At 71.4% G+C, this 26,643-nt stretch carries 20 protein-coding genes and 5 pseudogenes; 12 read left to right on the top strand and 13 right to left on the bottom strand.

Going from position 1 to position 26,643, the window contains the following annotated elements:
* Positions 1 to 63: 63 nt before the first annotated feature.
* The 3 genes from OG272_RS38430 to OG272_RS38420 are packed head-to-tail and all read right to left on the bottom strand — an operon-like array spanning position 64 to position 3,973.
* Positions 64 to 2,451: a xanthine dehydrogenase family protein molybdopterin-binding subunit gene (locus OG272_RS38430; RefSeq protein ID WP_405895605.1), complete on the bottom strand. Its 2,388-nt coding sequence runs from the start codon at positions 2,449 to 2,451 to the stop codon at positions 64 to 66.
* A 2-nt stretch (positions 2,452 to 2,453) separates the two neighbouring features.
* Positions 2,454 to 3,083, bottom strand: coding sequence for a (2Fe-2S)-binding protein (locus tag OG272_RS38425; protein WP_405895604.1), 630 nt, complete (start codon positions 3,081 to 3,083; stop codon positions 2,454 to 2,456).
* The gene (locus tag OG272_RS38420; RefSeq protein WP_326575426.1) at positions 3,083 to 3,973 is read right to left on the bottom strand and encodes a xanthine dehydrogenase family protein subunit M; all 891 of its coding nucleotides are present in this window, start codon (positions 3,971 to 3,973) and stop codon (positions 3,083 to 3,085) included. The genes OG272_RS38425 and OG272_RS38420 overlap by 1 nt, the downstream gene beginning before the upstream one ends.
* Positions 3,974 to 4,314: 341 nt before the next feature.
* On the opposite strand from OG272_RS38420, the gene OG272_RS38415 reads away from it, so the two are divergent.
* Positions 4,315 to 5,997, top strand: a complete 1,683-nt coding sequence (locus OG272_RS38415) for a PucR family transcriptional regulator (protein ID WP_405895603.1) — start codon at positions 4,315 to 4,317, stop codon at positions 5,995 to 5,997.
* 150 nt (positions 5,998 to 6,147) lie between these two features.
* Positions 6,148 to 6,924 carry a hypothetical protein gene (locus tag OG272_RS38410; RefSeq protein ID WP_326575430.1) on the top strand — a complete coding sequence of 259 codons (777 nt, stop codon included), beginning with the start codon at positions 6,148 to 6,150 and terminating at the stop codon, positions 6,922 to 6,924.
* A gap of 116 nt (positions 6,925 to 7,040) precedes the next feature.
* On the opposite strand, the gene OG272_RS38405 is transcribed toward OG272_RS38410, so the two are convergent.
* Positions 7,041 to 7,922 carry a GntR family transcriptional regulator gene (locus tag OG272_RS38405; protein ID WP_405895602.1) on the bottom strand — a complete coding sequence of 294 codons (882 nt, stop codon included), beginning with the start codon at positions 7,920 to 7,922 and terminating at the stop codon, positions 7,041 to 7,043.
* A 523-nt stretch (positions 7,923 to 8,445) separates the two neighbouring features.
* Here OG272_RS38405 and OG272_RS38400 point away from each other — a divergent pair.
* A pseudogene (locus tag OG272_RS38400) lies at positions 8,446 to 8,610 on the top strand (TetR family transcriptional regulator); the annotation flags it as partial.
* A gap of 152 nt (positions 8,611 to 8,762) precedes the next feature.
* Here the strand turns inward: OG272_RS38400 and OG272_RS38395 are convergent.
* A pseudogene (locus OG272_RS38395) lies at positions 8,763 to 9,168 on the bottom strand (class I SAM-dependent methyltransferase); the annotation flags it as partial.
* 19 nt (positions 9,169 to 9,187) lie between these two features.
* Positions 9,188 to 9,472 (bottom strand): annotated as a pseudogene (fusA, locus tag OG272_RS38390) (elongation factor G); the annotation flags it as partial.
* Between the two features lie 475 nt (positions 9,473 to 9,947).
* Between fusA and OG272_RS38385 the strand changes: the two are divergent.
* Positions 9,948 to 10,286, top strand: coding sequence for an inner-membrane translocator (locus tag OG272_RS38385; protein ID WP_326575434.1), 339 nt, complete (start codon positions 9,948 to 9,950; stop codon positions 10,284 to 10,286).
* A 62-nt stretch (positions 10,287 to 10,348) separates the two neighbouring features.
* Here the strand turns inward: OG272_RS38385 and OG272_RS38380 are convergent.
* Positions 10,349 to 11,013, bottom strand: a pseudogene (locus OG272_RS38380) (nitroreductase).
* A 218-nt stretch (positions 11,014 to 11,231) separates the two neighbouring features.
* Between OG272_RS38380 and OG272_RS38375 the strand changes: the two are divergent.
* From OG272_RS38375 to OG272_RS38360, 4 genes are all read left to right on the top strand, one after another.
* Positions 11,232 to 11,684: a VOC family protein gene (locus tag OG272_RS38375; RefSeq protein WP_326575438.1), complete on the top strand. Its 453-nt coding sequence runs from the start codon at positions 11,232 to 11,234 to the stop codon at positions 11,682 to 11,684.
* A gap of 983 nt (positions 11,685 to 12,667) precedes the next feature.
* Positions 12,668 to 13,846 carry an FAD-dependent oxidoreductase gene (locus OG272_RS38370; protein ID WP_328224262.1) on the top strand — a complete coding sequence of 393 codons (1,179 nt, stop codon included), beginning with the start codon at positions 12,668 to 12,670 and terminating at the stop codon, positions 13,844 to 13,846.
* Between the two features lie 72 nt (positions 13,847 to 13,918).
* Positions 13,919 to 14,812, top strand: coding sequence for an RNA polymerase sigma-70 factor (locus tag OG272_RS38365; protein ID WP_326575442.1), 894 nt, complete (start codon positions 13,919 to 13,921; stop codon positions 14,810 to 14,812).
* A 162-nt stretch (positions 14,813 to 14,974) separates the two neighbouring features.
* Positions 14,975 to 15,196, top strand: coding sequence for a hypothetical protein (locus tag OG272_RS38360; protein WP_405895601.1), 222 nt, complete (start codon positions 14,975 to 14,977; stop codon positions 15,194 to 15,196).
* Positions 15,197 to 15,729: 533 nt separating this feature from the next.
* Here the strand turns inward: OG272_RS38360 and OG272_RS38355 are convergent.
* The 4 genes from OG272_RS38355 to OG272_RS38340 are packed head-to-tail and all read right to left on the bottom strand — an operon-like array spanning position 15,730 to position 19,633.
* The gene (locus OG272_RS38355; RefSeq protein WP_327727258.1) at positions 15,730 to 16,038 is read right to left on the bottom strand and encodes a hypothetical protein; all 309 of its coding nucleotides are present in this window, start codon (positions 16,036 to 16,038) and stop codon (positions 15,730 to 15,732) included.
* Positions 16,039 to 16,041: 3 nt separating this feature from the next.
* The gene (locus OG272_RS38350) at positions 16,042 to 16,959 is read right to left on the bottom strand and encodes an alpha-L-glutamate ligase (protein WP_326575448.1); all 918 of its coding nucleotides are present in this window, start codon (positions 16,957 to 16,959) and stop codon (positions 16,042 to 16,044) included.
* Positions 16,956 to 17,792, bottom strand: a complete 837-nt coding sequence (locus OG272_RS38345) for a hypothetical protein (protein ID WP_327727260.1) — start codon at positions 17,790 to 17,792, stop codon at positions 16,956 to 16,958. Before OG272_RS38345 ends, OG272_RS38350 begins: the two co-directional genes overlap by 4 nt.
* A complete protein-coding gene (locus tag OG272_RS38340; RefSeq protein ID WP_327727261.1) occupies positions 17,789 to 19,633 on the bottom strand; it encodes a M6 family metalloprotease domain-containing protein in 1,845 nt (614 codons plus the stop codon). Before OG272_RS38340 ends, OG272_RS38345 begins: the two co-directional genes overlap by 4 nt.
* 113 nt (positions 19,634 to 19,746) lie before the next feature.
* Here OG272_RS38340 and OG272_RS38335 point away from each other — a divergent pair.
* The 4 genes and pseudogenes from OG272_RS38335 to OG272_RS38320 form a co-directional block, all read left to right on the top strand.
* Positions 19,747 to 20,129, top strand: a pseudogene (locus OG272_RS38335) (IS1380 family transposase); the annotation flags it as partial.
* 167 nt (positions 20,130 to 20,296) lie between these two features.
* Entirely contained in the window at positions 20,297 to 21,067 is a 771-nt protein-coding gene (locus OG272_RS38330) for an aminoglycoside phosphotransferase family protein (RefSeq protein ID WP_327727262.1), read from the top strand.
* A gap of 328 nt (positions 21,068 to 21,395) precedes the next feature.
* Positions 21,396 to 22,262 (top strand): (2Fe-2S)-binding protein, encoded by an 867-nt coding sequence (locus tag OG272_RS38325; protein ID WP_327727263.1) that lies wholly within the window; start codon positions 21,396 to 21,398, stop codon positions 22,260 to 22,262.
* A gap of 337 nt (positions 22,263 to 22,599) precedes the next feature.
* Positions 22,600 to 23,655: a DUF2637 domain-containing protein gene (locus tag OG272_RS38320; protein ID WP_326575458.1), complete on the top strand. Its 1,056-nt coding sequence runs from the start codon at positions 22,600 to 22,602 to the stop codon at positions 23,653 to 23,655.
* A 200-nt stretch (positions 23,656 to 23,855) separates the two neighbouring features.
* Here OG272_RS38320 and OG272_RS38315 read toward each other — a convergent pair whose 3' ends face one another.
* Positions 23,856 to 24,341, bottom strand: a complete 486-nt coding sequence (locus OG272_RS38315; RefSeq protein ID WP_327727264.1) for an ATP-binding protein — start codon at positions 24,339 to 24,341, stop codon at positions 23,856 to 23,858.
* A gap of 446 nt (positions 24,342 to 24,787) precedes the next feature.
* The gene (locus OG272_RS38310) at positions 24,788 to 26,524 is read right to left on the bottom strand and encodes a protein phosphatase 2C domain-containing protein (RefSeq protein ID WP_405895600.1); all 1,737 of its coding nucleotides are present in this window, start codon (positions 26,522 to 26,524) and stop codon (positions 24,788 to 24,790) included.
* Positions 26,525 to 26,643: the final 119 nt, after the last annotated feature.

Genomic DNA, 26,643 nt, shown 5'->3' with positions numbered 1-26,643 from the left:
CCCACCGGACCCGCACCCGCCGACGAACCGCACCCCCGAGCTCTTACGCGCCCCGACCGACTACTACGCCGTACCCGTGAGGTGTTCCGGGCGTACCGGCGTCCTGTTCAGCTCCAAGCCCGTCGCGTTCCGGATCGCCGCGAGCACGGCCGGAGTCGAGGACAGGGTCGGGGCCTCGCCGACGCCGCGCAGCCCGTACGGCGCGTGGTCGTCGGCGAGTTCGAGCATGTCGACGGGGATGGTCGGCGTGTCGAGGATCGTGGGGATCAGGTAGTCCGTGAAAGAGGGGTTGCGGACCTTCGCGGTCGTGGGGTCGACGACGATCTCCTCCATGACGGCGATGCCGAGGCCCTGCGTGGTGCCGCCCTGGATCTGGCCGAGGACCGAGAGCGGGTTCAGGGCCTTGCCGACGTCCTGGGCACAGGCCAGTTCGACGACCTTGACCATGCCCAGCTCGGTGTCGACCTCGACGACCGCCCGGTGCGCGGCGAAGGAGTACTGGACGTGGCCGAAGCCCTGCCCGGTCCGCAGGTCGAAGGGTTCGGTCGGCCGGTGCCGCCACTCCGCCTCGACCTCGACGGCCTCGTCACCGAGGACGTCCACCAGGTCGGCCAGGACCTCACCGGCGTCGGTGACGACCTTGCCGCCCTCCAGGAGGAGTTCGGCGGTCGCCCAGGCGGGGTGGTACGTGCCGAACTTCCGGCGGCCCAGCTCCAGGACCTTCTCCCGGACCAGTTCGCAGCTGTTCTTCACGGCGCCGCCCGTGACGTACGTCTGACGGGACGCGGAGGTCGAACCGGCCGAACCCACCTGGGTGTTCGCCGGGTTGATGGTCACCTGGGTGACGCCCAGCTCGGTGCGGGCGATCTGCGCGTGGACGGTGATGCCGCCCTGGCCGACCTCCGCCATGGCCGTGTGGACGGTGGCGACGGGCTCGCCGCCCACCACCTCCATACGGACGCGGGCGGTCGAGTAGTCGTCGAAACCCTCGGAGAAGCCGACGTTCTTGATGCCGACCGCGTAGCCGATGCCTCGTACGACACCTTCGCCGTGCGTGGTGTTGGACAGGCCGCCCGGGAGCTGTCGTACGTCCGCCGCCTCGCCCGCCGTGCGCCACTGCTGCTCCGGCGGCAGGGGCATCGCCTTGACGCGGCGCAGGAGTTCGGCGACCGGGGCCGGGGAGTCGACGGCCTGGCCGGTCGGCAGGAGGGTGCCCTGCTCCATGGCGTTGATCTGCCGGAACTCCACCGGGTCCATGCCGAGCTTCGCCGCCAGCTTGTCCATCTGCGCCTCGTACGCGAAGCACGCCTGGACCGCGCCGAAGCCTCGCATCGCGCCGCAGGGCGGGTTGTTGGTGTAGAGGGCGATGGCCTCGATCTCGACGTCGTCGATGACGTACGGGCCCGCGCCGAGCGAGGCGGCGTTGCCGACGACGGCCGGGGAGGCGGAGGCGTAGGCGCCGCCGTCCAGGACGATGCGGGCCTTGAGGTGCGTGAGCCTGCCGTCGCGCGTCGCCCCGTGCTCGTAGTACAGCTTGGCGGGGTGGCGGTGGACGTGTCCGAAGAAGGACTCGAAGCGGTTGTAGACGATCTTCACCGGCTTGCCGGTGCGCAGCGCCAGCAGGCAGGCGTGGATCTGCATCGACAGGTCCTCGCGACCGCCGAAGGCACCGCCGACGCCGGCCAGGGTCATCCTGACCTTGTCCTCGGGCAGGCCGAGGACGGGCGCGATCTGGCGCAGGTCGGAGTGGAGCCACTGGGTGGCGATGTAGAGGTCGACGCCGCCGTCCTCGGCGGGCACGGCGAGCCCGGACTCGGGGCCGAGGAAGGCCTGGTCCTGCATGCCGAAGACGTACTCGCCCTTGACGATCACGTCCGCGCGCTCGCGGGCCGCGGCCACGTCGCCGCGGATGACCGGCTGGCGGTGGAGGATGTTCGGGTGTGGGACGTGGCCGCTGTGGTGGTCGTCGCGGCCCTCGTGGATGAGGATCGCGTCCGGCGCGGTCGCGGAGGCCTCGTCGGTGATGACCGGCAGTTCGCGGTACTCCACCTTGATCTTGGCGGCGGCGCGGCGCGCGGTCTCCGGGTGGTCGGCGGCGACGATCGCGACGGGCTCGCCGTGGTGGCGGACCTTGCCGTGGGCGAGAACGGGGGTGTCCTGGATCTCCAGACCGTAGTTCCGCACCTCGGTCGGCAGGTCGTCGTACGTCATGACGGCGTAGACGCCGGGCGTGGCGAGGGCCTCGGCGGTGTCGATGGAGACGATCTCGGCGTGGGCGACCGTGGAGCGCAGGATCTGGCCCCAGAGCATGTCCTCGTGCCACATGTCGGAGGAGTACGCGAACTCGCCGGTGACCTTGAGGGTGCCGTCCGGGCGGAGCGTGGACTCGCCGATGCCGCCCTTGGTGCGGGAGCCCTGGGTGATGTTGGTGGGCAGGCCGGTGGTTCCCATGATCAGACCCCTTCGGACTGCCGGGCGGCCGCGAGGCGGACCGCGTCCATGATGTTCTCGTAGCCGGTGCAGCGGCACAGGTTGCCCGACAGGGCCTCGCGGATGTCCGCGTCGCTCGGGTTGGGGGTGCGTTCCAGCATCTCGTCGGCCGCGACGAGCAGACCGGGCGTGCAGAACCCGCACTGGACGGCGCCGGCGTCGATGAACGCCTGCTGGATCGGGGAGAGTTCGCCTCCTTCACCGGTCTGGGAGTCCGTACCCGTCGCGGCCCACCGCTTGGCCTCATCGAGCGAAGTCCCGGTCGTACCGGCCGTACCGGCCGTACCGGCCGTACCGGCCGTGCCGCACGCACCGGACGCGCAACCACCGTGCTCCGCGCGCTGTTTCGCGTAGTCCGCGAGCCCCTCCACCGTGACGACCTCACGGCCCTCCACCTGTCCGGCGGCGACCAGACACGAACACACCGGTACGCCGTCAAGCCGGACGGTGCAGGACCCGCACTCCCCCTGCTCGCAGGCGTTCTTGGAACCCGGCAGACCGAGGCGCTCGCGCAGCACGTACAGCAGGGACTCGCCCTCCCACACGTCGTCGGCTTCCTGCGGACGGCCGTTGACCGTGAAATTGACGCGCATTACGCGACTCCCTCCGTGCGGGCGGCGGTGCCGCGGTACGACTCCCAGGTCCACATCAGCGTGCGGCGGGCCATGACGCCGACGGCGTGGCGGCGGTAGCTCGCGGTGCCGCGGACGTCGTCGATGGGGTTGCAGGCGCCGGCGCACAGGTCGGCGAACTGCTTGGCGACCGACGGGGTGATGATCCGGCCGTTGTCCCAGAAGCCGCCCTCGTCGAGCGCCGCGTTCAGGAACTCCTCGGCGGCCTTGGCCCGGACGGGGGTCGGCGCAGCCGAGCCGATGCCGGTCCGTACCGTGCGCGACGACGGGTGCAGGGCGAGCCCGAAGGCGCACACGGCGATGACCATGGCGTTGCGGGTGCCGACCTTCGAGTACTGCTGCGGGCCGTCCGCCTTCGCGATGTGCACCGCACGGATCAGCTCGTCCGGCGCGAGGGCGTTGCGCTTGACGCCGGTGTAGAAGTCGTCGATGGGGATGAGCCGGGAGCCCCGTACGGACTCGGCCTCGACCTGGGCGCCCGCCGCGAGGAGGGCCGGGTGGGCGTCGCCGGCCGGGGAGGCGGTGCCGAGGTTGCCGCCGACGCCGCCGCGGTTGCGGATCTGTGGGGAGGCGACCGTGTGCGAGGCCAGGGCGAGGCCGGGCAGCTCGGCACGGAGGTCCTCCATGATCCGCGTGTACGGGACGGACGCGCCCAGGCGAACCGATTCCTCGCCGACCTCCCACTCGGAGAGTTCGCCGACGCGGTTCAGGTCGAGCAGATACTCGGGCCGACGGTGGTCGAAGTTGATCTCGACCATCACGTCGGTGCCGCCGGCGATCGGCACAGCGGTGGGGTGCTCGGCCTTCGCGGCGAGCGCCTCCTCCCAGCTGGCGGGGCGAAGGAAGTCCATGGGACCGGCTCTCTTCCTCGTCTTGTGTCGTTCTGTTTGAGCCAGATCGTGTGCGGCGGGCCCGGCTCGTTCCTGGGCTGTTCGCGTGTCTCGACCTTCAGTACACAGCGCGCTCCTCCGCCCCGGTCAGTCACGGAAAACATGAAGGAGTTGGCTGGCCAAGGGGCTCATCTTGTAGATTCGTATGAACGGAGGCCCTCAGCAACCTCTTCGTTTTCGGCTGGAAACATCCAGCACACACAGGGCCCCCGGCCTTCACGACCACCCTCCTCCGGAAGTCACGGGCACGCTTCCCGGGCGAACCGAACGTTGTTTTCTAGACAAGAACGGCGGGGACGAGAATGCGCCTGCGCGCACTGCTGGACACCGACGCGCTGGGCCTGCGGCTGCTCGGCGGCGGGGACGAGCTGGACCGCACCGTGCGCGGTGTGATGACCACCGACCTCAGGGACCCCAGCCGCTACCTCTCCGGCGGCGAGCTGGTGCTCACGGGCCTCGCCTGGCACCGCGACGCCACCGACTCCGAGCCCTTCGTACGGCTCCTGGTCGGCGCCGGGGTCGCCGCGCTGGCGGCCGGGGAGGCCGAGCTGGGTGACATCCCGGAGGACCTCGTCGTGGCCTGCGCCCGGCACCGGCTGCCGCTCTTCGCGGTCAACGAGTCGGTGGCCTTCGCGGCGATCACCGAGCACGTCGTACGGCAGGTCTCCGGCGAGCGTGCCGGGGATCTGGCGGCCGTGGTGGACCGGCACCGCCGGATGATGACCTCCGGCCCGGCGGGCGGCGGCCCGGACGTCGTCCTGGACCTGCTCGGCTCCGACCTGGACCTCCGCGCCTGGGTGCTCTCCCCCGCCGGCCGGCTCGTCGCGGGCCCCAAGGTCGGCGGGCCCGCCCTCCCCGCCGAGCTGTGCGCGCGGCTGTCCGCCGAGCACCTGGCGGCGACGCGCACGGGGCGGCACGGACCGCATCGCGTGGCCGTCGGCACCACGACGTACTCGCTGTTCCCGATCAGCAGCGCGGGCCGGGGCACGGGCACCGGGGCCGCCGCCCGGGACGTGCGCGGCACCGTGCTGTCCGACTGGCTCCTCGCGGTGGAGGCCGACGCCGGCGACTGGCCCGCCGAGCGGCTCGACCTGCTGTACGGCGTCACCCAGCTGATCGCGGTCGAGCGCGACCGCCGGGAGGCGGCCCGTACGGTACGGCGACGGCTCGCCCAGGAGGTCCTGGAGCTGGTGCAGGCGGGAGCGGCCCCGGCCGAGATCGCGGCCCGGCTGCGGGTCGCCGCGCCGGTGCTGCTGCCCGGCCTCGGCTCGGCGCCGCACTGGCAGGTCGTGGTGGCCCGGGTCGAGTGGGACGGCGGAGAGATGGACGGCGGCCCGGTCGCCCAGGCGCTCCTGGAGGAGATCCTCGTCGATCCCCGGGCGACGGGCCCCGAACCCTCGGACCGGATCGCGGTGGCCCACACGGGTGAGGAGGCCATCGCCCTCGTCCCCCTCCCGGCGCTCTCCTCGGAGCCCGCCGGCTCCGAGTCCGGAATCCACGCCGACACGCTCCTCGCGGCCGTACGGGACCCGCTGACCGCAGGCCTCGACGACGACGGGCGGCTCACCCTGGGCGTCAGCGCGGCCGTGCACTCGGCGGAGGGGCTGCGCGGCGCCCTGGAGGAGGCCCGGCACGCCCGCCGGGTGGCGGCGGCCCGCTCCGGCCGGGTGTGCGCGGCCGGCCACCAGGAACTGGCCTCGCACGTCCTGCTCCTCCCCTTCGTCCCCGACGACGTGCGCCGCGCCTTCACGGCCCGTCTCCTCGACCCGCTGCGCGACTACGACCGCCGGCACCGCGCCGAGCTGATCCCCACCCTGGAGGCGTTCCTGGAGTGCGACGGCTCCTGGACGCGGTGCGCCGCACGGCTCCATCTGCACGTCAACACGCTGCGGTACCGGGTGGGCCGCATCGAGCAGTTGACGAGCCGGGACCTCTCCCGACTGGAGGACAAACTGGACTTCTTCCTGGCCCTGCGCATGAGTTGAGGCCTTGGGGTGGTGGACGAAGATCCAAGTGCGCCGTCCGCACCCCATGACTTTGTGAATTCCTTCACCCACCCCCTTGGCCGGGCCCCGGAATCCGTGCTGAGATGCGGCCACCACTCAAAGCTCAAGGGCGTGCTCGGGGAGGGCAACGTGGCGCACACCGCCATGTCTGGTAACGGAACGACCGCCGGTGACGATCCACTCCAGACCGCGGTATGGCGGCTGCGCTCACGCGCCTGCTGGGTCGACGCGGCCGCCTTGATAGAACCCGACAGCCCACAGGCCTCGCTCCAGCGGACCGCGCTGCTCGTCGAGCGCTGCCTCTACACCGAGCAGGGCTGGGAGGAGGCCGAGGACGCGCTCCGCACGGCCGAGGCGCAGGCCCGCACCGACGACGAGCGCGGCGCGGCGGCCTGCGAGCGCGGCCAACTGGCTTACGCGGCCACGCTGTTCGGCGTCCGGGACCGCTCCGACGAGGCACGGGCCGCGCTCGGCCGGGCGGCGGCGCTGATCGCCCCCGGTGCGCCCGGCCGGGCCCTGCTCGACTTCCGCCGGGGTGTCCTCGCCGAGAACCTCGCGCATTCCCCGCAGGCCGCTCGCGCCGCCTACCGCCGGGCCCACGCCGGGGCCACCGCCCATGGCGACCTGCTCCTGCAGTCCTTCACCTGGCGTCACCTCGCCGGACTCGCCCTCCGTGACGGCGAGCTGGCCGAGGCCCGGCACGGCTTCGCCGAATCCCTGCGCATCCGCGAGGAGTTGGGCTATCTCGTCGGCACCGCCCCCGCACTCGTCTCCCTGGCCGACACCGCATCCGAACCGGAGGCGTCCCGGCTCCGCGAGGAGGCGGGGCGATTGTTCCGTCTGCTGGGAGGTGTACCGACGTGGCTGGCACGGCAGTTGGCACCACCGCCGGCCGCGACGGCGTGACCGGTCAGGTGGCTGTTCGTCCACGGGCGGGTAGGGGCTGGTCGCGCAGTTCCCCGCGCCCCTGAAAAGCAGGGGCCGCGCCCCGTGCTTCTCGACCCGCGGTCAAGAACGCGCCCTCAGCCCACCGTGCCGAAATGCTTCTCCACCAGGCAGCAGGCCGCTTCCAGGTCCTCCGCCACCAACGCGTCCACCAACGCGATGTGCTCCGCCGCGTCAGCCATGAGTTCGACGCGGCCCCCGCTCCCCACCTGGCCGCCCCCCAACGGCAGTTGCGTACGCCGGTGGAGATCGTCCGCGATCTGCATCAGCTGTTCGTTCCCGGCCAGCCCCAACACCCCCCGGTGGAAGGCCCGGTCCGCCTCCCCGTACGTCGCCCGGCACCCGGAGGACGCCGCCCGGGCCGTCTCGTCGGCGAGGGGCCGCAGGTCACCCCAGCGGTCCGCCGGCACCGTCCGCGCGAGCCGCATGATCACCGGCACCTGGAGCAGCGCCCGCACCTCCGCGAGCTCGGCCAGTTCCCGGGCGCCCCGCCGTACGACACGGAAGCCCCGGTTGGGCACGACCTCGACCGCGCCCTCGATGGCCAGTTGTTGCATCGCCTCGCGCACGGGGGTGGCGGAGACCCCGAACCGCTCACCGAGCGCGGGCGCCGAGTACACCTCCCCCGGCGTCAGCTCCCCGCCGGCGAGCGCGGCCCGCAGCGCGTCGAGGATCTGTCCCCGCACGGAGGACCGCTGAACGACGGGGCGCCCCTGCGTGCGCGGCAGCGGGATCGGCGTCTCGCTGTGCGTGTGCTCGCCCCGGGCCGCGTCGATGACGGGGCCGGTGTCGCCGCGTACCGCCGCGGCGGTGCCGTCCGCCGCGATGCCCCGCTCCCGGTCGACGTCCGCGACTCCGGGCTGCGCGGGCACACGGTAGGCCGACGCCGGACGAGTGGCGGCGGCGTCCGGCGCACTCTCGGCGGTGGCCTGGCGCGAGCGCGGTCCGGCCTGCTCCACGGGTCCTCCTCCGAGCCGATTCGTGTGTCGAGTAGCGCGGCCGACTGGGTACATGGGGGCGCTTGGGTCACTACTGGGGTTGTTGCCGGTCGTCAAGACCAGTAACCTCCGCCGCACCCCATCTTCCCTGTTCAGAGCGGTGATCCGCGCTGCCGGTACTCACGGGGTCGAATCGGGGTCGAATCGAGCGCACCGGTCGTTCCACGGACCGGTACCCACTCGCGCAGCGATGGGTAGCCTCGAACTCACAGTGAGTCTTGCACAACAAGGTCGGGTCGGGTCAAGTCCGTGCAACGTGGACGGCCGGGCCCTCTCGGGCGAAGCGAGTCACACCGCAGCGAACAGGGAAGCGAAGGCCGCGACCCTGACACCCAGGACCGCCAGGCGCGAGTGGGCGTACGCGTCCCACGTCCACCAGAGATGAAACGAGTGACCGACGTCACTATGGCGTGCCGAGCGGCTAACGCTTCGCGGCACATGCCTATCGCCCAAGGGAGCAAGCTACACATAAATAGGAGAGCGGATGAAGACGCGAGCGGGCCTGACCGTTGACAGGATCACCCAGGCCGCTGCCGCTCTGGCTGACGAGGTCGGCTTCGAAGCGGTCACCCTCTCGGCCCTTGCCCGCAGCTTCGGCGTCAAGGACGCCAGCCTGTACTCGCACGTCAAGAACCTTCAGGACGTACGGGCATCCGCACGACATCGACACGTCCTGGCGCAGGACCGTCGCGGCGGTGCACTCGGCGCCCCGGCAGTGGCCCCGCACCAAGGCTTCCCAGGTCCGGTGACCGGTGGCGCGACAGGGAGGGACGCGCCCTGTCGCGCCGGGTTTGTTGCCCGTCACTCACCCCACTTCATGTAGATGACCGGCGGCTCGCGGCCGGGGAGCTGGCGCAGGGGCATGGTCGAGGCCGAAGACCTCCCTCAGAGCGGTGGTCTCACCGGGCCACTTGGGGTGCGCCGGCTCGTCGAAGGCGAGGATGCCGCCCTTGGTCAGGTGCGGCCTGATCGCCTCTAGGAGTTCCTTCGTCGGCTGGTACAGGTCGAGGTCGAAGTAGGCCATGGCGTTGATCGTCTCCGGGTTCTCCTCCAGGTACCGCGGCACGGTCTCGCGTACGTCGCCCTGGACGACGAAGGAGCGCTGGGTGTGTCCGACGAAAGGCTCGGTGGCCTCGTGGGCGGCCAGGACCTCGCACAGGTGGTCGACCTCGCCGTCGGGCGTCGCGAAACGTCCCGGGACGGCACTACCGCAGAACACCCGGGACGGCACTACCGCAGAACACCGGGGTGACCGTGGTGTCGTCGGACGTGCCGGACGTGCCGGACGCGATGGTGACGCGACGGACCGCGGCGTACAGCTGCTCCTCGGTGGGCTACTGGCCCTCCAGGTACAGCTCCGTGATCTCTTCGTCGTGCTCCGCGACGGCCTCGAGCAGCTTGTCGCGCCACTCGTCGGCGGCCTCGGTGTGCGTCGCCGGGATCTCGACGGTGTCGTACGCCTCCCCCTTGGCGGCCTCGGCCGACCAGACGTACGCCTTCATCGTCACCAGGAACCGCCTGGCGTGTCCGCCAGGTCATGTACGCGGTGATGCCGACGGCACGGAGTTCCCGGAACCGGCCCAGGACCGGGACCAGGACCAGGCCCGGGACGGGGACCAGGACCAGTGGCCCAACGCCTGAGGGCGCCTTCCTCCACCGCGCCGGCGGCGACGCGGTGTCGCCGCCGGCGCGGTGGAGGACGGGAGTATCGGCGGGGTGTCCATGAGGGCGGTCTCGAACCACTGGTACTGGTCGTGGGTCACCCGGACCACTGGTACTGGTCGTGGGTCTGCACGTCGGCGTACCGTCCGAACCTCTCCTGACCTGGGCCGTGGTGGTGGGGAGGCTGAGCCTTCGAGAACAAGGCGCCGCCGCGCGGCGCGAGCTCGGCCGCGCTCACCCGGGCCCATGAAGAGCGGAGCACGCCTGGGTTGCGGGTCGGTGACGGGCCGTTCGGAAGGGTGGATTCCGCGCGATCGTCGAGCCATGCCCGAACTTGCCGACAAGCAGCCCTCCAGCGGAGAGGGCCCCCTCGCCGCAGGTTGTCTCCTGCTTCTCGTACTGGTGGCGGACGTGGCGGCCGGGATGTTGGTCGCCATCGTGCTCGCCGTACGGGGACTGGGTCGGATGGACACCTACTCCGCACAGACAGCGACCAGCGCGCCGCCCCTGGACTGGGCGCCGGTGCTGGGATTCGGTGCTCTGGCCCTGGCGGTGGGCGTCACGGCCGTCGTGCTGCTGCGGATCGGGCACCGCGTCATCGGGGCGGTGCAGCTGACACTCTGCGTTTTCCTGGCAGTCCACACGCTGGGGTCCTGGCCCTGACCCAGATGTAGTCGGAGTGGCCGTTCCTGCCCTCGTGCCTGTGGATCTCGACCGCCTGGCGGTCACACTCCGATGAAGCTCACGGTTTCCGTCATGTCCGCCCGCCCGGTCCGCGGCCGTGGCACGCCTTCCTTCTCGCATCCCACCGAAACACCGCAGAACAGCACGAGCCCGTCATCGGCTCCTACCATCTGGCTGACGGTCTTGCGATACATCGTCCACATCACCTGGGGGCAACTGTGCAACCGTTCCGCCCTCAGCAACAGCATGACCGTCTGCAAGTACATCCCCGCGTCCCCCCACTGTCCGGGGCCCATCATCCGGTCGAGGTAGCAGAACAGCACGACCGGCGCCCCGAACGCCTCCGAGTTCAAGGCGGCGATCTTCATGGGCCTGTCGGGATCGTCGCGCCCGATTCCCAGCACTTCGTACCGCTGAGCAGCCGCGGCGGAAAACGGTCCCGATACGGCGATGCCAGTTCGGCCGGGTACATCGGATACTCCCGCTCATCACCCGGGTCTCCCGCCAGTGCCCTCGCCGTCGCGCGCCTCTTCAGTTCGGCCAAGGGCTCGCCGGTCACGACATACACATGCCACGGCTGGAGGTTCCCACTCGACGGAGTCCGCGTCGCCGCGGCCAGCACGCGTCCGAGCACCTCTTTGGACACCGGCTCATCACTGAACGCCCGCACGGCACGGCGGCTGTCCACCGCTTCATACACATCCACGTCTTCTCGCCCTCCCACCCAACGACACCTACCTCTCCACCGTCTTCAGCACGCACAAGAGGCAGTCGGCAGCACTGTCCTCCGCCTGCTTGACGCCGGTCGGAAAGACGTCCCCCGGAGTTCGGCGGTCCGAGGATGTCGAGAACGTGCCACCGGCTCCGTCCCAGGGACATCAACGGCCACCACCGGCCGCACGACACGAAGAAGGAGAGACCAGCATGGCGATTCAGCGGATGGACAACGTCGGCATCGTCGTCGAGGACATGGATGCCGCCATCGCGTTCTTCGTGGAACTCGGTATGGAGCTGGAGGGCAGGGCGGAGGTCGAGGGCCTCGTCGCCGACCAGTGCACCGGACTCGACGGCGTCCACTGTGACATCGCGATGCTCCGGACCCCGGACGGTCACAGCCGGCTCGAGCTGGCGAAGTACCGCAGCCCCGCGGTGATCAGCGCCGGGCCGCGCAACCGGCCGCACAACATTCTGGGCACACACCGCGTCATGTTCGCCGTCGACGACCTCGAGGACACCGTTGCCCGCCTGCGCCCTCACGGCGCCGAACTCGTCGGCGAGATCGCCCGGTTCGAGGACAGCTATCTGCTCTGCTATCTCCGCGGCCCGGAGGGCATCATCGTCGGACTGGCCGAGCAACTGCACGGCGCCAGTAGGTGAGACACGTCCGAGTGTCCGGAGAACCGCCCCACTTGGGCTCCGCTGCCCACCCGGGAGGAAGGTCAGGGCTGTTCACGGTGGCCAGGAGCATCGGCTCCGGCAGCGTCCGCGCCATTGTCGCGGCACACTCTCGGTGGTCAGACGGCGCTTGCCCTCCGGCGGCGCCCCCTGCGGGTGAGGGCGTCGATGGCGTGCCCGGCCTCCCCGGAAGCCTTCGCATGGCTGGCGCTCTGCCTCGGCGACCTGCCTCAGGATGGCCACCGGCCAGCCGCCGACGAGCCGGTGTGGTGGACTCTGCGCGGCCCGACGCGCCCGTTCACCTACACCGCGCTGCGGGCCGGCCGGCGGACGCGAGGGCTGCGACGAGCACGCGACCGACGCCCTGAACAACCAGCGCCGGACCCACCGCCCAGCGAGGAGTACCGCGAACCGAGTGACACCGAATGGTGTTCAGGCTCCCTGAATCTCCCCACCTCGCGCTCGGGCGTGGGACAGGCCCGCTCTACGGAACTCCCCACCGGCGGCCTGCTGACCTGCGGCGGAACGGTGCGCCTCCGGACCTGCCTGGCAGCCGGTCACAGTTGGGGCCGGGGTCCCGCCGGTATTCCTGCGGATGGAACGCCAAGCGGGGGGCGTCGCGTTGAGCTGAACCTGGGCCCCTGTCAGTCTGCGCCGTCGAGGACCTGACGCTGGAGTCTCTCGCGGAGTCCGGCTTCCTCCGGGGGGGGGTGAGAGGGAGCGCCGGGGCGTCGGATGCATGCCGGCTTGAGCGGCAGTCGGAGCCCGCCCTCTTCGGCGTCCTGCGCTACCTCGGTCGGCCCCGTAGAGCGAGGCAGCCGACGGGTTCCTGTCGGCACACCAACTAGGGGGGCATGGTGTGATGTGGTTCACATCGGCGACCTGTCACGTCCGGTGCTGCTTGCTTGTCCCATGGGCGTCACCGACACCGACACCGAAGCCGGTGCCCGACCTTGGGAGATCCAATGAACAACGGCCACCGCATCGTCGTCCTCGGCGCCGGCTACACGGGCCTGTTCAGCGCCATCCGGCTGGCCCACCGCACCCGCCGGACCGACGTGAAGATCACCCTGGTCAACCCCTCGAGCCGGTTCGTCGAGCGGCTGCGGATGCACCAGATCGCCGCCGGTCAGGAGCTGGCCGACCATCAGATCCCCGACCTGCTCGCCGGGACCGGCGTCACGTTCGTCCAGGGCACAGCCACCGCCATCGACCCCGAGGCCCGGCAGATCACCGTCGACGGCGCCGAGACCCTCGGGTACGACACTCTCGTCTACGCACTGGGCAGCTCGACCGACACCGGTAAGGTCCCCGGCGCCGACACCCAGGCGTTCACCCTCAACAACCCGGAGATCGCAGGTCGGTTTGCCACACGCCTCACCGAGGTCGCCGCGTCCGGCGGTACGGTCACCGTCTGTGGCGGCGGCCTGACCGGCATCGAGGCGGCCACCGAGATCGCCGAGAGCCACCCCGGCCTGAACGTCACGCTGATCAGCCTGGACGAGCCCGGCGGCATGATGGGTCCCAAGGCCCGCGCCTACCTCTACGGCGCGCTGGACCGCCTCGGCGTCACTGTGGAGACCGGCGCCCGCGTCACCAAGGTGCTGCCCGACGCCGTCCAACTGGCCGACGGCCGGCTCGTCCGCTCCGACGCCTGCCTGTGGACCACCGGCGTCAAGGTGTCGCCGCTGGCCGCCGACGCCGGGATCGCCACCGACGACCGCGGCCTCATCCTGGTCGACGCCACCCTGCGTTCGGTTTCCCACCCGGAGATCCACGCCATCGGCGACGCCGCCGCCGTCCGTCTGGCCTGGGGACAGATCCACGGCACCTGCCAGAGCGGCCTGCCCACCGCCCAGTACACCGCCGACACCATCGCGCGGCTCGTGCGCGGCAAGGCCGTCAAACCGTTCCGCTTCGGCTACTTCCACCAGCCGGTCAGCCTCGGCCGCCGGGACGCCGTCATCCAGTTCACCAAGGCCGACGAAACCCCTCGCCGCGTGCACCTCACCGGCCGGAGCGCCGTCGCGTACAAGGAGATGGTCAGCGGCAGCCCGCTCACGACCTACCGATTCAGCAAGCGCGTGAACGTCACCACCATCGTCTCCAGGGGCGGCCGCGCCACCCGCAGGCCCGCGGCATGACGGGCGCATCGGCTCCCAGCGCCATGATCCAGGGCCTTGCCGCCCTGGTTACGGCGCTGGCAACATGAGCCGATGGTCGACGCCAGGGACGAGCAGGACCCGTACATCGAACACCGCAGGCTCCTGTTCGCCACCGCCTACCGCATGCTGGGCAGCGTCACCGACGCCGAGGACGTCCTCCAGGACACCTGGCTGAGCTGGAGCACCACGGACCGCGACGCGATCCGCCACCCCAAGGCCTACCTGGTGCGCACGGTCACCAACCTCTCGTTGAACCGCCTCACCTCCGCACGGGCGACCCGCGAAACCTACGTCGGCCCGTGGCTCCCCGAGCCCCTGCTGACCTCCCCCGACATCGCCGCGGAGACCGAACTGGCCGACAGCGTCTCCACCGCGATGCTGGTCGTCCTGGAAACCCTCAGCCCCGTCGAACGCGCCGTCTTCCTGCTCCGCGAGGTCTTCGGCTACTCGCACGCCGAGATCGCCGACACCCTCGAACGTCCCGAGCCGACAGTCCGCCAGATCGCCCACCGCGCACGCGAGCACGTCCAGGCCCGCCGCCCCCGCTTCGACACCGACCAGACCCGGCGCCGGCAGGTCACCACCCGGTTCATGGAGGCCTGCGCGGGCGGCGACCTGAACGCCGTCATGGAGCTGCTCGCCCCCGAGGTCACCGCCTGGTCCGACGGCGGCGGCAAGGTCACCGCCGCCCGCCGCCCCCTCCACGGCACCGACCACGTCGCGCGCTGGATCGTGGGTTTCCTCGCCAAGCCCGAACTGGCCGCCCTGACCATGGAGCCGGCCGTCATCAACGGCGAGCTCGGTGTCCTGGCCACCCTCGACGGACACACAGTCGGCGCCCTCTCGTTCGACCTCGTCGAGGGCCGCATCCAGAACCTGCGTTTCCAGGTCAACCCCGAAAAGCTCAGCGGCCTGACCCCCGACAACAGCTTGGCGCTGCACTGAAGCGTTCAGTCCTGAAGCATCAACGGCGGGACCCTGGACCGGAACGAGCCGTCCAGGGCGGGCGCGGCCCGTCGCTCACGACGCCGAAGACGCCCTTGCCGGAGCCGAGTCCCCCGAACCCTTCACCGGCGGGCGAATCGGCCCCACTCACTGGTGCTGCTGATGAACGTGGTGATCGTCCGCAGCAACCTCACCGCGGTGAAGTCCGTGGAGACCGCCTTCCGCCGCAAGGGCGACCCGGAGCTGGCCCGCGTCGAAGTAGCGACTTTCCTCCAGGCCGCCGAGGGTGCCTTCCCCCACTGGGTGCGCGCTCAGACCTACCTGCGCAACACCGTGGTCTTCGGCGGCTCCACCACCGCACTGGTCGCCGTCTCCCTCATCTGACAACGCGTGAGGAGCAAGGTCTTCGCGGCGATGCGGTCGCGGCGGAGGCACCGGGCCGTTCCCGGCCTCATGCGCCCGGGCCGACGAACAGGCCGTCCCCAGCCCGCGCACCGGCCCCACTCATCCGCTGTCGCCACGCCCACCGCGTGAACATCCGCCAGCCACCACAGCGGGGTCGGGAGCGAGGAAGAGGCCCGCCGCGAGAGGATTCCGAGCCTGGTACGCCGTCACCGACGTCGCCGCCCTTGCCCTGAGCCGCCGATCCGAACCACCGGGCATGGCTCTGGAAGGACCACCTGGCATGGCTCTGGAAGGCCGCGCTCATGGCCGTTGACCGACGGCGGCCACGGTGGCACCGGCTCCCGGGAGCCGCCCACGGCGACGTCCTCCGGCTCGGGTGGCGGCATCGCCCAGGGCACAAGGAGGTCGGTCCATCGGTCGGTGCCCTTCGGTCGGTGCCCTTCGGTCGGTCCATCGGCCGGTGGACACCGGGGCTGCACCGGATCTACGGGAGAGGTCCCGAATGGAACCGGTCAGGGCCGCTCGACCCGGAAGTCGCCGGTGGCCGGGTGGGGTTCCGCCAGGACGTCGCCCGAGGAGCCGAGTCTCGCCCGGAGGTGGAGGGTCGCCCCGGGCACCACGTCCTGGAGGAGCTCGCGCCGGATGCCGAGACTCAGCCGGGAGCCCGTGAGGTTGGGGGAGATCAGATCGGCCAGGCCCGGTACGGGGAGGGAGGCGAGTACCTGGCAGGTGGCGAGGTCCCACGCGTCGAGCCGTGGGTGGGCGGTCCGGGCGAGGAGCCGGAGGGTGAGTGCGGTGAGGTTCTCGACGGCCTGGACCACGGTTCACACCCCCACGGGAGCCGCGGCCCGGCGGCCGTCGAGGTATGCGACGAGCGCCGAGGAGATGGGCAGGCCGGTGTGCGCCTCGTAGTAGCTGTAGGCCGGCATGGGATTGACCTCGAAGCACACCCACGCGCCGTCGGGTGTGCGGCGCAGGTCGATGCCCGCGAGCGGCAGGCCGAGCGAGGCCGCGAGTTCCACGCAGCGCCGGGCCGTGTCCGGGGGCAGGTCGTACGGGGCGAGCCGGACGGACTCCCCGCCCTGGTCGGCGTAGCGGTAGTCGATCGCGTCGCTGTCGACGGCCGCGGCGTAGGTGTCCTCGCCGACGACGTGGACGCGTACGTCCTGGCCCGGCACGTAGGCCTGGAACTGCGTCGGGAGTCCGCGGACGAGAGCGAGACGGCTCTCGTCGGCGTCGGTGAACTCCCTGACGATGGAGCGGATGCCGCTGACCGACTTGTAGATGATCCGGCCGTGCCGGGCGCGGAACGCGAGGATTTCGTCGGGGGCGTCGCTGACCAGCGTCTCCGGTACGGCGAAGCCGGAGCGTCCGATGAGCTGGGCCTGGTACGGCTTGGAGGAGTTGGACTCCATGGCGCCGGGCCGGCTGACCACGACGGCCGGGGTCGTGTCGAGCCAGCCGACGAACCACTCCTGGAATGCCGCCGCTCGCGCCCGGGCCGCCGGGTCCCCGTCGGCGGGCGGCTCCAGCGGGCGGGCGTACACGGCCGACACGTCGCCGAGCGGGACCCGCATCCCCTCGACGGTCAACCGGGCGTCCAGCGCGTCCGTTCCGACGACGAGGTCGTACCGGGCGGTGCGGGCCTGGTCGATCACCAGGTGCCGCAGGTCGGCGTCCCGTGCGGCGCTGATCGCGCGGGTGAGGGGCGGGTCGTCCGTACGGCCGAAGAAGAGGATCACTCGGGCCTCCTTGTGGGCTGTCCGGCGACGGCCACCATGAAGGAGGCGGTGGCCTCGACGTGCAGCGGGTCGTCCAGGCGCGGGCAGAGGTGCACGTCCGCCACGACGGCGCCGGTCGGGCGGGGCGCGAACCGGAGCTCGAAGTGCCGTGTGCCGAGCGCGCCGGCGAGGCGGTGGCAGCGCTCGCCGTAGTCGCCGGCACGGGGACCGATCACGCGGTCCCCGGCGATGAGCAGACTGTCGTGGTACGCCGCCGGTGCCTCCGGCAGCACGTCGACCGGGACCGGCGCTCCGGGGCCGCCCGGCCACGCGAGGCGCGGCACGTGCCGTTCCCCGGGGGCGGGCAGGCCCACCAGGCCGCCGCGCGTCGCCCCGCCCCGCCGGGCCACCGGCAGCCCGCACTGTTCGGCGTGGACGAGGGCCGTCGTCCGGGAGAGGGTGCCGTAGGCAGTTCCGTACGCGCTGATCAGGCCGATCACCCGGGGCGCGAGGGACAGCAGCCAGCTGGCGACGAGGGCCTGCCGCTCGCTGTGCGTGTACAGGGCGTCCTTGGCGCGGGGGCCGTTCTCGGCGCCCGGGGTGAGCGGCAGGCCCGGCAGGCGGTGCAGCACCGCGCCGATGGTCCGGTCGTCCAGCACCTGCCCGGTGGGCAGGGTGATCCGGGTGGACGCCTCTCCCCCGCCGTTCACCCGGTGGCTCCACCGGGCACGGGCGAGGTCGGCGGGCGTGAGCGTCAGAACGCCTCCGTGGCCGCCCCGGGCCGACAGCGCGCGGGCCACCGCCGCCGCGCCGCCGTCGCCGGGGGCGGCCAGGAGCAGCAGCGTTCCCCTCACTGCTGGGGGCGACTGTCGTACGACCGCTTGGCCTGCGCGTCGCCGGCCTCGACCGCTTCCCGCAGCGCGTCGGCGCCCGGTCCGTACCGCGGTCCGCCGATCAGGTCGGGCCGCAGTTCGGTCCCGATGAACGGCTCGGTCGGATCGCCCGTGCCGCCGGCCCCGCCCAGGGTCTGCTCCAGCGCGGCGAGCCGGGTCTGCAGGTCCACGATGGCGGCGGCGGTGGGGTCGTCCTCCCCGCCGGTCGATCGCGTCGTCACGTCCGCAGAGTTGTCGAAGTCGTCCTTGAACTCCTTGTACGGCGTCTTGTGCTCCCTCCGGTCCTTGAGGTCCTTGTGCTCCTTGAACGGCTCCTTGGTCTTCACCTCCCCCTCCACGCGGTCCTTGAAGTCCTTCGCCTCCTTGGACGGCTCCTTCGCCTCCTTGAGCGGTTCCTTGATCTCCTTGCCTTCCTTGATCTCCTTGATCGGGGCCTTTCCGCAGGAGACCGCCACGGAAGCCGTCATGGTGGCCGCCGACGGCGAGATCCGGGTGACGGAGACACAGGAACCGGCGCCCGCGTGGGACTTCGAGTCGGGTGCGCTGGAGGAGGTGAACGTGGTGTTGCCGCTGCTTCCGGGGTACGGATCGCCGTCGTCGCCGCGGTTCTGGTTCAGTTCGAGGTGGTGTTGGTTGTCGGCCTGCATCAGGCCGACCTTGTAGTGGTTCTCGTCCCGGTTGTTCGGCTGGTTCTCGTCGATGTGCCAGATCAGCAGCCCGTCGCCCGGAAGCGAGGCGTCGTACCCGGTCCGCTGGCGGTTCTCGAGGAGGAAGTACTCGCTGCCGCCCGCGCCGTTCTTCCAGAGCCGGTGGACGGTGTGACTGGACTTGACGTCCGGGAAGGACTCACTGCCGCTGGTGGTGACGACCTTGGTCGTGGCCCAGCCCTGGTTGACCTTGCACCAGGCGGACGGGTGCGTGGGGATGTCTCCGCCTCCGCCCCAGGAGCCGGCTCCCATCAGGCACCACGAGCCGACGCCCTCGGAGCTGTCGTCCGCGTCGTAGAGGTCGGGGAAGCCGAAGAGCAGATGTCCGAGTTCGTGCGCGCAGACGCCGATCCTCGCGTCTTCGGAGATGGTCAGATACCCGTAGACCTTGGTGCCGTCGGTCTGGTGCACGCCGGGCAGGGTCGACTTGTGTGACCAGATGTGGAACGGTTTTCCGGTCTTGTCGGCGGCGGGCCCGGCGTGCACCACGATGAAAGCGTCGACGTAGCCGTTCCCGTCGTTGTCGAACGGCGCGAAGTCCACGCTCGGGTCCGCGGCCTCCACGGCGGACTTCGCCATCTCCGGTGACCGGAACGGCCCGCTGGGCCTGCCGATGCCGAAGTTGCCGGCCGCGTACCAGTCCATGGTCTCGGGCATGCGGTACGGGCCGTGGACCTCGCCGACGAGGTCCACCAAGCCGTTCGTGACCTCGCGGTAGTACTCGCGCACGCTGCCGTGCGGCATCGCACCGACCGAGAAGAACAGCTTGTCGAGGTCCGCCGCCGTCCTGGTCATCGGCTTGTCCGAGAAGTCGACCAGGACGACGACCACCCTGATGGTGCCGCGCAGCGGCGCCCGGTCGGCCGCCGCCGCGCTGATGGTGGCGCGCGGGGTCCCCGGCGGGAACTCCTCCGGCGGGAAGATCGTCCCGTCGTCGAAACCCAGGCGTGTGGGCGTGCTCGTGAAGCCGAGCAGGTTCGTGAGCTCGCCCGGACCACCGCGTACTTGGTCGAGTTCGTCCAGCATGCGCTGGCGCAGTTCCGGGCTGGGGGCGACAGCGCAGAACGAGGAAGAGACGGCGGCACAGTCAGCCATATCGACTCCAAAGAGTGATGAGACGTCACTTAACGTAGCCACGGTAACTGTCGCCGGTTATGGGGGCACGCCGGACGAACGAGCCATCGGCACCTGCGCCCTCCTGGGCGGCGCATGGGAACGCGGGCTCGAACACCATCGCCGACCACCTCACAACCGCCCGCCTCGCCCTGGGCCCAACCGCCCAAGGAATTACGGGTGGGGGCCGCAGACCCTCATCCGCCGCGACTCCGCGCGCGGCACCCGCGCGTTCGTGGCCTGGCTCGTCCGGGCCCGATGGCTGCCCTACTCGGTCGGCATGGCCAGCAGAGCGGCTATCCACCATCACGTCCTGAAGATCCCGGCATCGGCCCGGATCCCGGCCAGTGAGACCTACGGCGAGGTCCGCAACAGCGCCCGGGGCACGGAACTCACCGGGGGCCTGCTCAAGGGCTGGCCGCAAGGCATGCGGTTGACCGTCCGCAAGGAACGGCCGCATCCCGGAGCCCAGGAGAGAACGAATGTCCGGCATCAGGGGAGACAGCCGAGCCGGCCCGAAGGTTTGCACACCTTTGTCGCGACGCCCTTGGTGCGGCCAACCCGGTCGAGGCGCGCTTCGGACCGCTTTCGTTGCCGACGTCATCGAGGTGCCGCGAGCTCGGGCGGCTGGGTAGCGTGCATCGGGTGGCCAGTGAGGAAGTGATGCAGGACGGTACCCATCGTCGGGTGGTGCGGATCGGTGACACCGTCCGCAGGCCCGTCCAGCCGTGGACACCCAGCGTCCACGCGCTACTGCGGCACCTGGAGGAGGCCGGCTTCGCCCATGCGCCCCGCCCCCTGGGAATCGACGGTGAAGGGCGTGAAGTTCTGACCTTCGTCAAGGGCGACTCCGGGGCCGCGGGCTGGGCCAAGGTCGTGGATGACCAAGGCCTGAGGAACTTCGCCCGGCTGCTGCGTGACTACCACGACGCCTGCGCCGGCTTCTCGCCCCCGCCGGGCACGACCTGGTCCACAGGCGCGGGCAGCCCCGGCGACCACGAGGTCATCTGCCATGGGGACTTCGGCCCCTGGAACGTCGTGTGGCAGGGCGACCAACCGGTGGGAATCATCGACTGGGACTTCGCCCGCCCGGCACCGCGGCTGCACGACGTGGCCTACGCGCTGGAGTACGTCGCCCCGTTCCGCGACGACGCCGAGTGCTTGCGCTGGCTGCGCTACCCGGCGCCTCCCGACCGCCGTCGGCGGCTGGAGGTCTTCTGCAACACGTACGGCCTTGACTCGACCGCCGGGATCGTGGGCGCCGTTATCGGCAGGCAACAGGACAACGCCGACCTCGTGCGTCGGCTGGCCGAACAGGGTCATGAGCCCCAAGCCACCTGGGTGGCCGGCGGGCTTCTGACTGAACTCGACAACAGGATCGCCTGGAGCAGGGCACACCGGCATCTGTTCGAGTAGCCGGTTCGCTCGTCACCGACCGCGCTTCTGGCCACCTGCGGGGAAACACAACAACCTCGACGTGGCGTACCCAGAGGCCGCCGGGGAGCAGCTCGGCCTGTGGGGTCTCAGCGCCTGATGCCCAGCAACCGACCCGGGCCGCGCGGAGCCAGATCACGCGCGGAGCCAGATCAGAGGCATTCGTCCCCGGATCTGGCTCCGAGCAGCCCCGGTCGAACCGAGGTCGAACCGAGGTCGAACCGGAGCGTCTTCCTCTGCCTGCCCCCGAGCGCCCACCTCGGGTAAGGTAAGCCTTACTTGGCAGCGATGGTGAAACGGCGGTCTCCGTATGCCCCACTCAGCACCGGCACCGGCCCCCACGTCCCGCACGTCGCCCGTGACGGCCGCGTACGCGCGCCTGACCGAGGTCCTGCCGATGGTGAGCGTGACAGAACTCGCTCCCACGGATCCACTGCCCACAGGTGAGGGGTGGGTCTCCGCCGCCGGGCTCGCGGCGGCCGGAGCCGAGCTCGACGCGTTCCTCGCGTGGGACGAGGCCCAGATACTGCGGGACTACGGCCGGCAGGGCCGCCCGGACGTGGTGGCGGCCTTCGGGCTGCACCGCTACTCCTGGTATGCCTGTCTGCTCTTCACGGTCCCCTGGTTCCTGCAGCGCCGGGTGCCGCGTTTCCCGGCCCGGCATGTGGCGTTCCAGCGTGAGCAGAGCCGGCTGGCCGTGCGTGGCAAAACGTTCAGCTGCCTGCCGGGCGATCCGGCGTCCGCCGAGCCGGGCGCCCGGGTGGTCCCGGACGAGGAGGCACTGCGGGCCGAGCTGCGCACGGCGTTCGCCGAGCACATAGAACCGGTGCTCGGCGGCTTCGGCCCGCGGATGCGGCGGCGCGGACGCGCGCTGTGGGGCATGGCGACCGACGAGGTCGTCGAGGGGATCTGGTACGTCGCCGAACTCCTGGGCCCCGACGAACAGGAGCGCTGCCGTCGCGAGCTGGAGCTGCTCCTGCCCGGCGCGACCCGGCCCTACGTGGGCGCCGCGGGCTTCCGCGAACTGACCGGCCCCGGCGGCGAGTCGCTGTCCACCAGGGACCGGGCGAGCTGCTGCATGTTCTACACAGTGGCCCCGGACGACACCTGCGCCTCCTGCCCGCGCACCTGCGAGGCGGACCGGATCACGAAACTCACTGCCGCCCTCACCAGTTGACGTCCCGTAGCGATCACCGGGACACCTCGCGCCGGACGACCCCCCGGAGATCGCCCGGGGCAGGTGCCGTAAGATCCACTCCGGGTGGGACCCTCGTTGGGTTACAGGTGGTTCACGAATTCCTCACTTGTCGCAGGAACTTTCCGTAGAACCATTCGAACGGGTAATCTCACTCGCACTCTACTCCCGTCCCTCGCGCGGTAGTTCGAGCAGAATGCCGCCTGGCGTCACTCATTGCACTTCTTTGGCGGTCTCTTGTCCCGAAACCCCCTGAGGGCCGCGAGGATTGGGCCACTATGGCGGGCGTTACGCCCTATCCCAATGCAAGGGACCCCTGATGAGATTGACCGACATATCGCTGAACTGGCTGCTTCCGGGCGCCGTACTGCTCCTGGGCATGCTGGCGGCGGTTGCGGTGCTCGCGCGCGGCAAGCGCTCCGGGGAGCACGCGAAGACCGAGGATTCATGGGAACGCAGTGAGGAGCGCCGCAGGCGCAAGGAGGCCCTCTACGCCACGGCCTCCTACATCCTCCTCTTCTGCTGTGCCGCGGTCGCAGCCGCGCTCTCCTTCCGCGGCCTGGTCGGCTTCGGCGAGCAGAACCTTGGCCTCAGCAACGGGTGGCAGTACCTGGTTCCGTTCGGCCTGGACGGCGCCGCCATGTTCTGCTCGGTGCTCGCGGTGCGCGAGGCCAGCCACGGTGACGCGGCCCTCGGATCCCGCATACTCGTTTGGACGTTCGCCGGTGCGGCGGCCTGGTTCAACTGGGTGCACGCGCCCAGGGGCCTCGGCCACGACGGTGCCCCGCAGTTCTTCGCCGGCATGTCCATGTCCGCCGCGGTGCTCTTCGACCGCGCGCTGAAGCAGACCCGCCGGGCCGCACTGCGCGAGCAGGGCCTGGTGCCGCGTCCGCTGCCGCAGATCCGTATCGTCCGCTGGCTGCGGGCCCCGCGTGAGACGTACAAGGCCTGGTCGCTGATGCTCCTGGAGGGTGTGCGCAGCCTGGACGAGGCCGTGGACGAGGTGCGCGAGGACAAGCGGATCAAGGAAGAGAACCGGACGCGCAAGCGGGAGCAGGAACGCCTGGAGCGCGCCCACCTCAAGGCCATCAGCCGGGGCCACCGGGGTCTGCCCGGTCGTGGCGGCGGTGGCGGTGGCGGACGCCAGGTGGACACCACCGTGGAGCGCGTGCCCGCGGCTCAGGTCGCCTCGGAGCCTGCCATATCGACGCCGGATCAACTGCCCGTACGTTCGCGTCCCTCCCTGCAGCCCGTGCGCAACGGTTCTGACAAGTCGATCACCGTCGACCTCACCGCGGAGGACGACACGATGGCCCTGCCGCGGCTCGACTCCCTGGAGCGCAAGCTCAAGGACCTGGAGCAGCAGTTCGGCTGATCACGAGCCACACATCGGACAGGGGCGCGGCGACGAAGCCGCGCCCCTGTCCGTTTCGCGTCCGGCCGGTTCACCGCCGGCCGTTTCGCGTCCGGCCGTTTCGCGTCCGGCCAGTTCACGTCCGGCCGGTTCACGTCCGGCCTGGGCTTCGGCCTGGGTTTCGGCCTCGTGGTTCGACGCCCTTTCGAGGGGCCCCGTCGTTACTGCGTCAACCCGCCGTCGAGGTCGAACCACACCGCCTTGCCCACCCCGTGCGCCTGGACCCCCCAGGCGTCGGCGAGGGACTGGACGAGAAGGAGACCGCGTCCGTGGGTGGCGTCGTCGGCGTTCGACATCCTCGGCTTGGGTCTGCGCCCCACGAAGTCCCGTACCTCCACATGGAGTCCGCGCGGTGAGACCGTGGCGGTCAGTACCGCGTCGTGGTCGGTGTGGATGATCGCGTTGGTGACCAGTTCGCTCGTCAGCAGTTCCGCTATCTCCGATCTTCCCGGCCGCCCCCATTGCCGCAACAGCTCCCGCAGAGCCCTGCGGGCCTCGGGCACCGCCCTCAGGTCCGCCCGCCCGAGTCTGCGCCTGAGCTGTCCGGCACCGGCCTTGTCCTCCGCATCGCCGGCCGCTTCCTCCACGGCCTCTCCCGAGGAGGCCCCGATCGCCACGGGACCGCCCCCTCGCGCCTGCCTCTTCATGACCCCCGCCCACACGCCGATGCCGATTCCCCTCCTGCTCGAACACGTTCACGGGGATCCATGCCCCGTCCGGATCGCGGCACTCATGCCGAATCGGCAACGACCCTCCGTACGCCTTCAAACGCACAGAGTCAAGCCAGCCGTCCGTGCGTGGTGAGAGCGCTTCCCCTCCCGCGAAACCACCGCACAGCCCGACGAACCCGGCGCCACGCCCCCACTCCGGGCACCTCCGCCCGACCGCGACCGTTCAGCCCAACCTCCCCTGCGGGGTTGCCGATCCGGCCGTATACCACCGGGACACGGCTGCCGTACGCGCATGGCGCCCCCCGACCGAGACCGGTCGCTCGCCCGATGATGTTGATTGGCCGGAATCCTGCGCTGGTACAGGCCAACCTGCGGCCGGGCGCGGCTGATTGACGCCCCTCTCGCCCTCCGGGTGGTCGCCGTCAGGCCTCCCACACGGCGGCGGCCGTACGGTCGTCCGTGTAGCCCTTGACCCTGACCTGGGCATCGGCGAGGAAGGCGGCGAGACCGGGTGGCTCGACGCTTCCCCAGCGGGTCGCCAGATGCTCGGCGAGCGGGGCCTCACCGCGCAACGGTTCGGCCAGACCGCCGGTGCACAGGAGCAGGACGTCGTCCTCGCGGGCCACGGAGGCGCGGAAACGGAAGGGCTCGCGGGGTGGCGCGGGGGCGGGCTCGTACGGGCTCGGGGGTGTCGTGATGCCGAGGTCCATGGTGAGGCGGTCGCCGTCGGGGGTCTCGTGCGGCAGCGAGCCGAAGCCGACCACCGGCGCGCCCGCGGTGTCGGCGACCCGGGGCTCTATGTCCTGCCACTCCCCGTCCCGCAGCCGGAACAGTCCGCCGGTGCCGACCCCGAAAAACACGCGCGTACGGCACCGGGGGTCGGCCGGCAGCAGCAGACAGCGCAGGCTCGCCGTGTACTCCTCCGGATCGAGCCCCTGCTCGACGGCGCTGGCGCGCAGTTTGCCGAGGCTGCGGTCGGTGAGCCGGTGCAGACCGGACTTGAGGTCACCGCGCCGGGCCGCCCGGATGTCCTCCACCAGCCGCGCATGGCTGAGCCCGACGGCCCGCCCGATCCACCGGCACGCCTCCGTCGCCGCGCGGTGCGCTCCCGGCGTGGCCCGGGCGCCGGTCGCCATGGCCACCAGGACGAGCGCCTGCTCGCCCAGACCGAAACGGGCGGTCAGGAGCGCGTCGCGGCGCGGCTCGCCCCGGTAGCGCGCCGAGTCGCCGCGCAGCGACGCGGCCCGCAGCGTGCACGCCCCGTAGCGCGCGCCGTCCAGCACCGTGTCCGCCACCAGATCCCCCAGATCCTCCGGATCCGCCGGCGGCAACGCGGTCGGCTCCGCGTCGTACGTGGGTGGCCCCGACCCCACGTACTCGACCCGCACCCGCTCGGTCCCGGTCACCAGGGTGACCTCCTGCGCCTGAAGGGTGGGGAGGTCGAGCTGGGTGGGAGGCCGAGCGTCGGAGGGTTCGACGGCGGGGCGGGGGGACGCCGACGGCTCGGGCGGAGGGGGCGGGGCCGACGAGGACGGTGGAGGGGGCGGCGTGGACGGGAGCCGCGGAGGCGGCGGAGAGGGTGTGCCGCTGTGGGGAGCGTCCTGCGGGGGCGTGCCGCCGCGGAGGGCGTCGTGGGCGGGCGGTCCGCCACGGGGGGTGTCCTGCGGAGGTGTGCCGTCACGAGGGGTGTCCTGCCCGGGCGGGGCTCCGGGAGGCGGGTCCATCGGGGGGCTGCCGCGGTAAGGGGGTGGCGCGTCCGTCGAGGAGCGCGAGGCGGGCACCGCGCGCGTGGGTGGATGCGTGGGCGCGGGTGGGTGCGCGGGCGTACGCCACCAGGGCGCGGGCCCGCGGAAGCCCGGCGGGGTGGGCCCGGGCGGGAAGGTCACGGGGCCCGACGGCTGGGCCGGCGGCGGTTCCCAGGGCGCGGGCTGCGGGACGAGGCCGCTGCGGCGGAAGGGGTCCGTGGTGGGGCCTGAGGGAGTGGGGTCGACGGGCGGACGCGGAGGGCGGTCGGCGGGCGGGGCGGGCGGGGTGGACGCAGAGGCTGAGGCGGAACCCGGCGCGTCGCCCGCTCGACCACCTCCTCCACCCTGCCTGTCCTGCCCGTCCTGCCTGCCCTGACCGTCTCGCGCGCCGGGCACGCCGGGTGCACCAGGCACGCCAGGTCCGCCCCGCCCGCCCGGCCCGCCCGATTCGCCCTGGCCGCCCTGGCTGCCCTGACCGCCCTGGCCGCTCGGTACGCCGAGCCCACCCCGTCCACCGGATCCGCCCGGCGAGC

The organism is Streptomyces sp. NBC_00104, from assembly GCF_045160825.1.
Classification (GTDB): Bacteria; Actinomycetota; Actinomycetes; order Streptomycetales; family Streptomycetaceae; genus Streptomyces.
The sequence above is the reverse complement of the archived record's forward strand: the minus strand, read 5'-3'. Positions and strand labels throughout refer to the sequence as shown.

Bases quoted from the DNA above. Each gene is read 5' to 3' on its own strand.
- OG272_RS38370 (WP_328224262.1), top strand. From the start codon at position 12,668: ATGAACAACGGCCACCGCATCGTCGTCCTCGGCGCCGGCTACACGGGC.
- OG272_RS38320 (WP_326575458.1), top strand. From the start codon at position 22,600: ATGAGATTGACCGACATATCGCTGAACTGGCTGCTTCCGGGCGCCGTA.
- OG272_RS38340 (WP_327727261.1), bottom strand. From the start codon at position 19,633: ATGGCTGACTGTGCCGCCGTCTCTTCCTCGTTCTGCGCTGTCGCCCCC.
- OG272_RS38375 (WP_326575438.1), top strand. From the start codon at position 11,232: ATGGCGATTCAGCGGATGGACAACGTCGGCATCGTCGTCGAGGACATG.
- OG272_RS38360 (WP_405895601.1), top strand. From the start codon at position 14,975: ATGAACGTGGTGATCGTCCGCAGCAACCTCACCGCGGTGAAGTCCGTG.
- OG272_RS38430 (WP_405895605.1), bottom strand. From the start codon at position 2,451: ATGGGAACCACCGGCCTGCCCACCAACATCACCCAGGGCTCCCGCACC.
- OG272_RS38325 (WP_327727263.1), top strand. From the start codon at position 21,396: ATGCCCCACTCAGCACCGGCACCGGCCCCCACGTCCCGCACGTCGCCC.
- OG272_RS38425 (WP_405895604.1), bottom strand. From the start codon at position 3,083: ATGCGCGTCAATTTCACGGTCAACGGCCGTCCGCAGGAAGCCGACGAC.
- OG272_RS38315 (WP_327727264.1), bottom strand. From the start codon at position 24,341: ATGAAGAGGCAGGCGCGAGGGGGCGGTCCCGTGGCGATCGGGGCCTCC.
- OG272_RS38385 (WP_326575434.1), top strand. From the start codon at position 9,948: ATGCCCGAACTTGCCGACAAGCAGCCCTCCAGCGGAGAGGGCCCCCTC.
- OG272_RS38420 (WP_326575426.1), bottom strand. From the start codon at position 3,973: ATGGACTTCCTTCGCCCCGCCAGCTGGGAGGAGGCGCTCGCCGCGAAG.
- OG272_RS38415 (WP_405895603.1), top strand. From the start codon at position 4,315: ATGCGCCTGCGCGCACTGCTGGACACCGACGCGCTGGGCCTGCGGCTG.
- OG272_RS38365 (WP_326575442.1), top strand. From the start codon at position 13,919: ATGGTCGACGCCAGGGACGAGCAGGACCCGTACATCGAACACCGCAGG.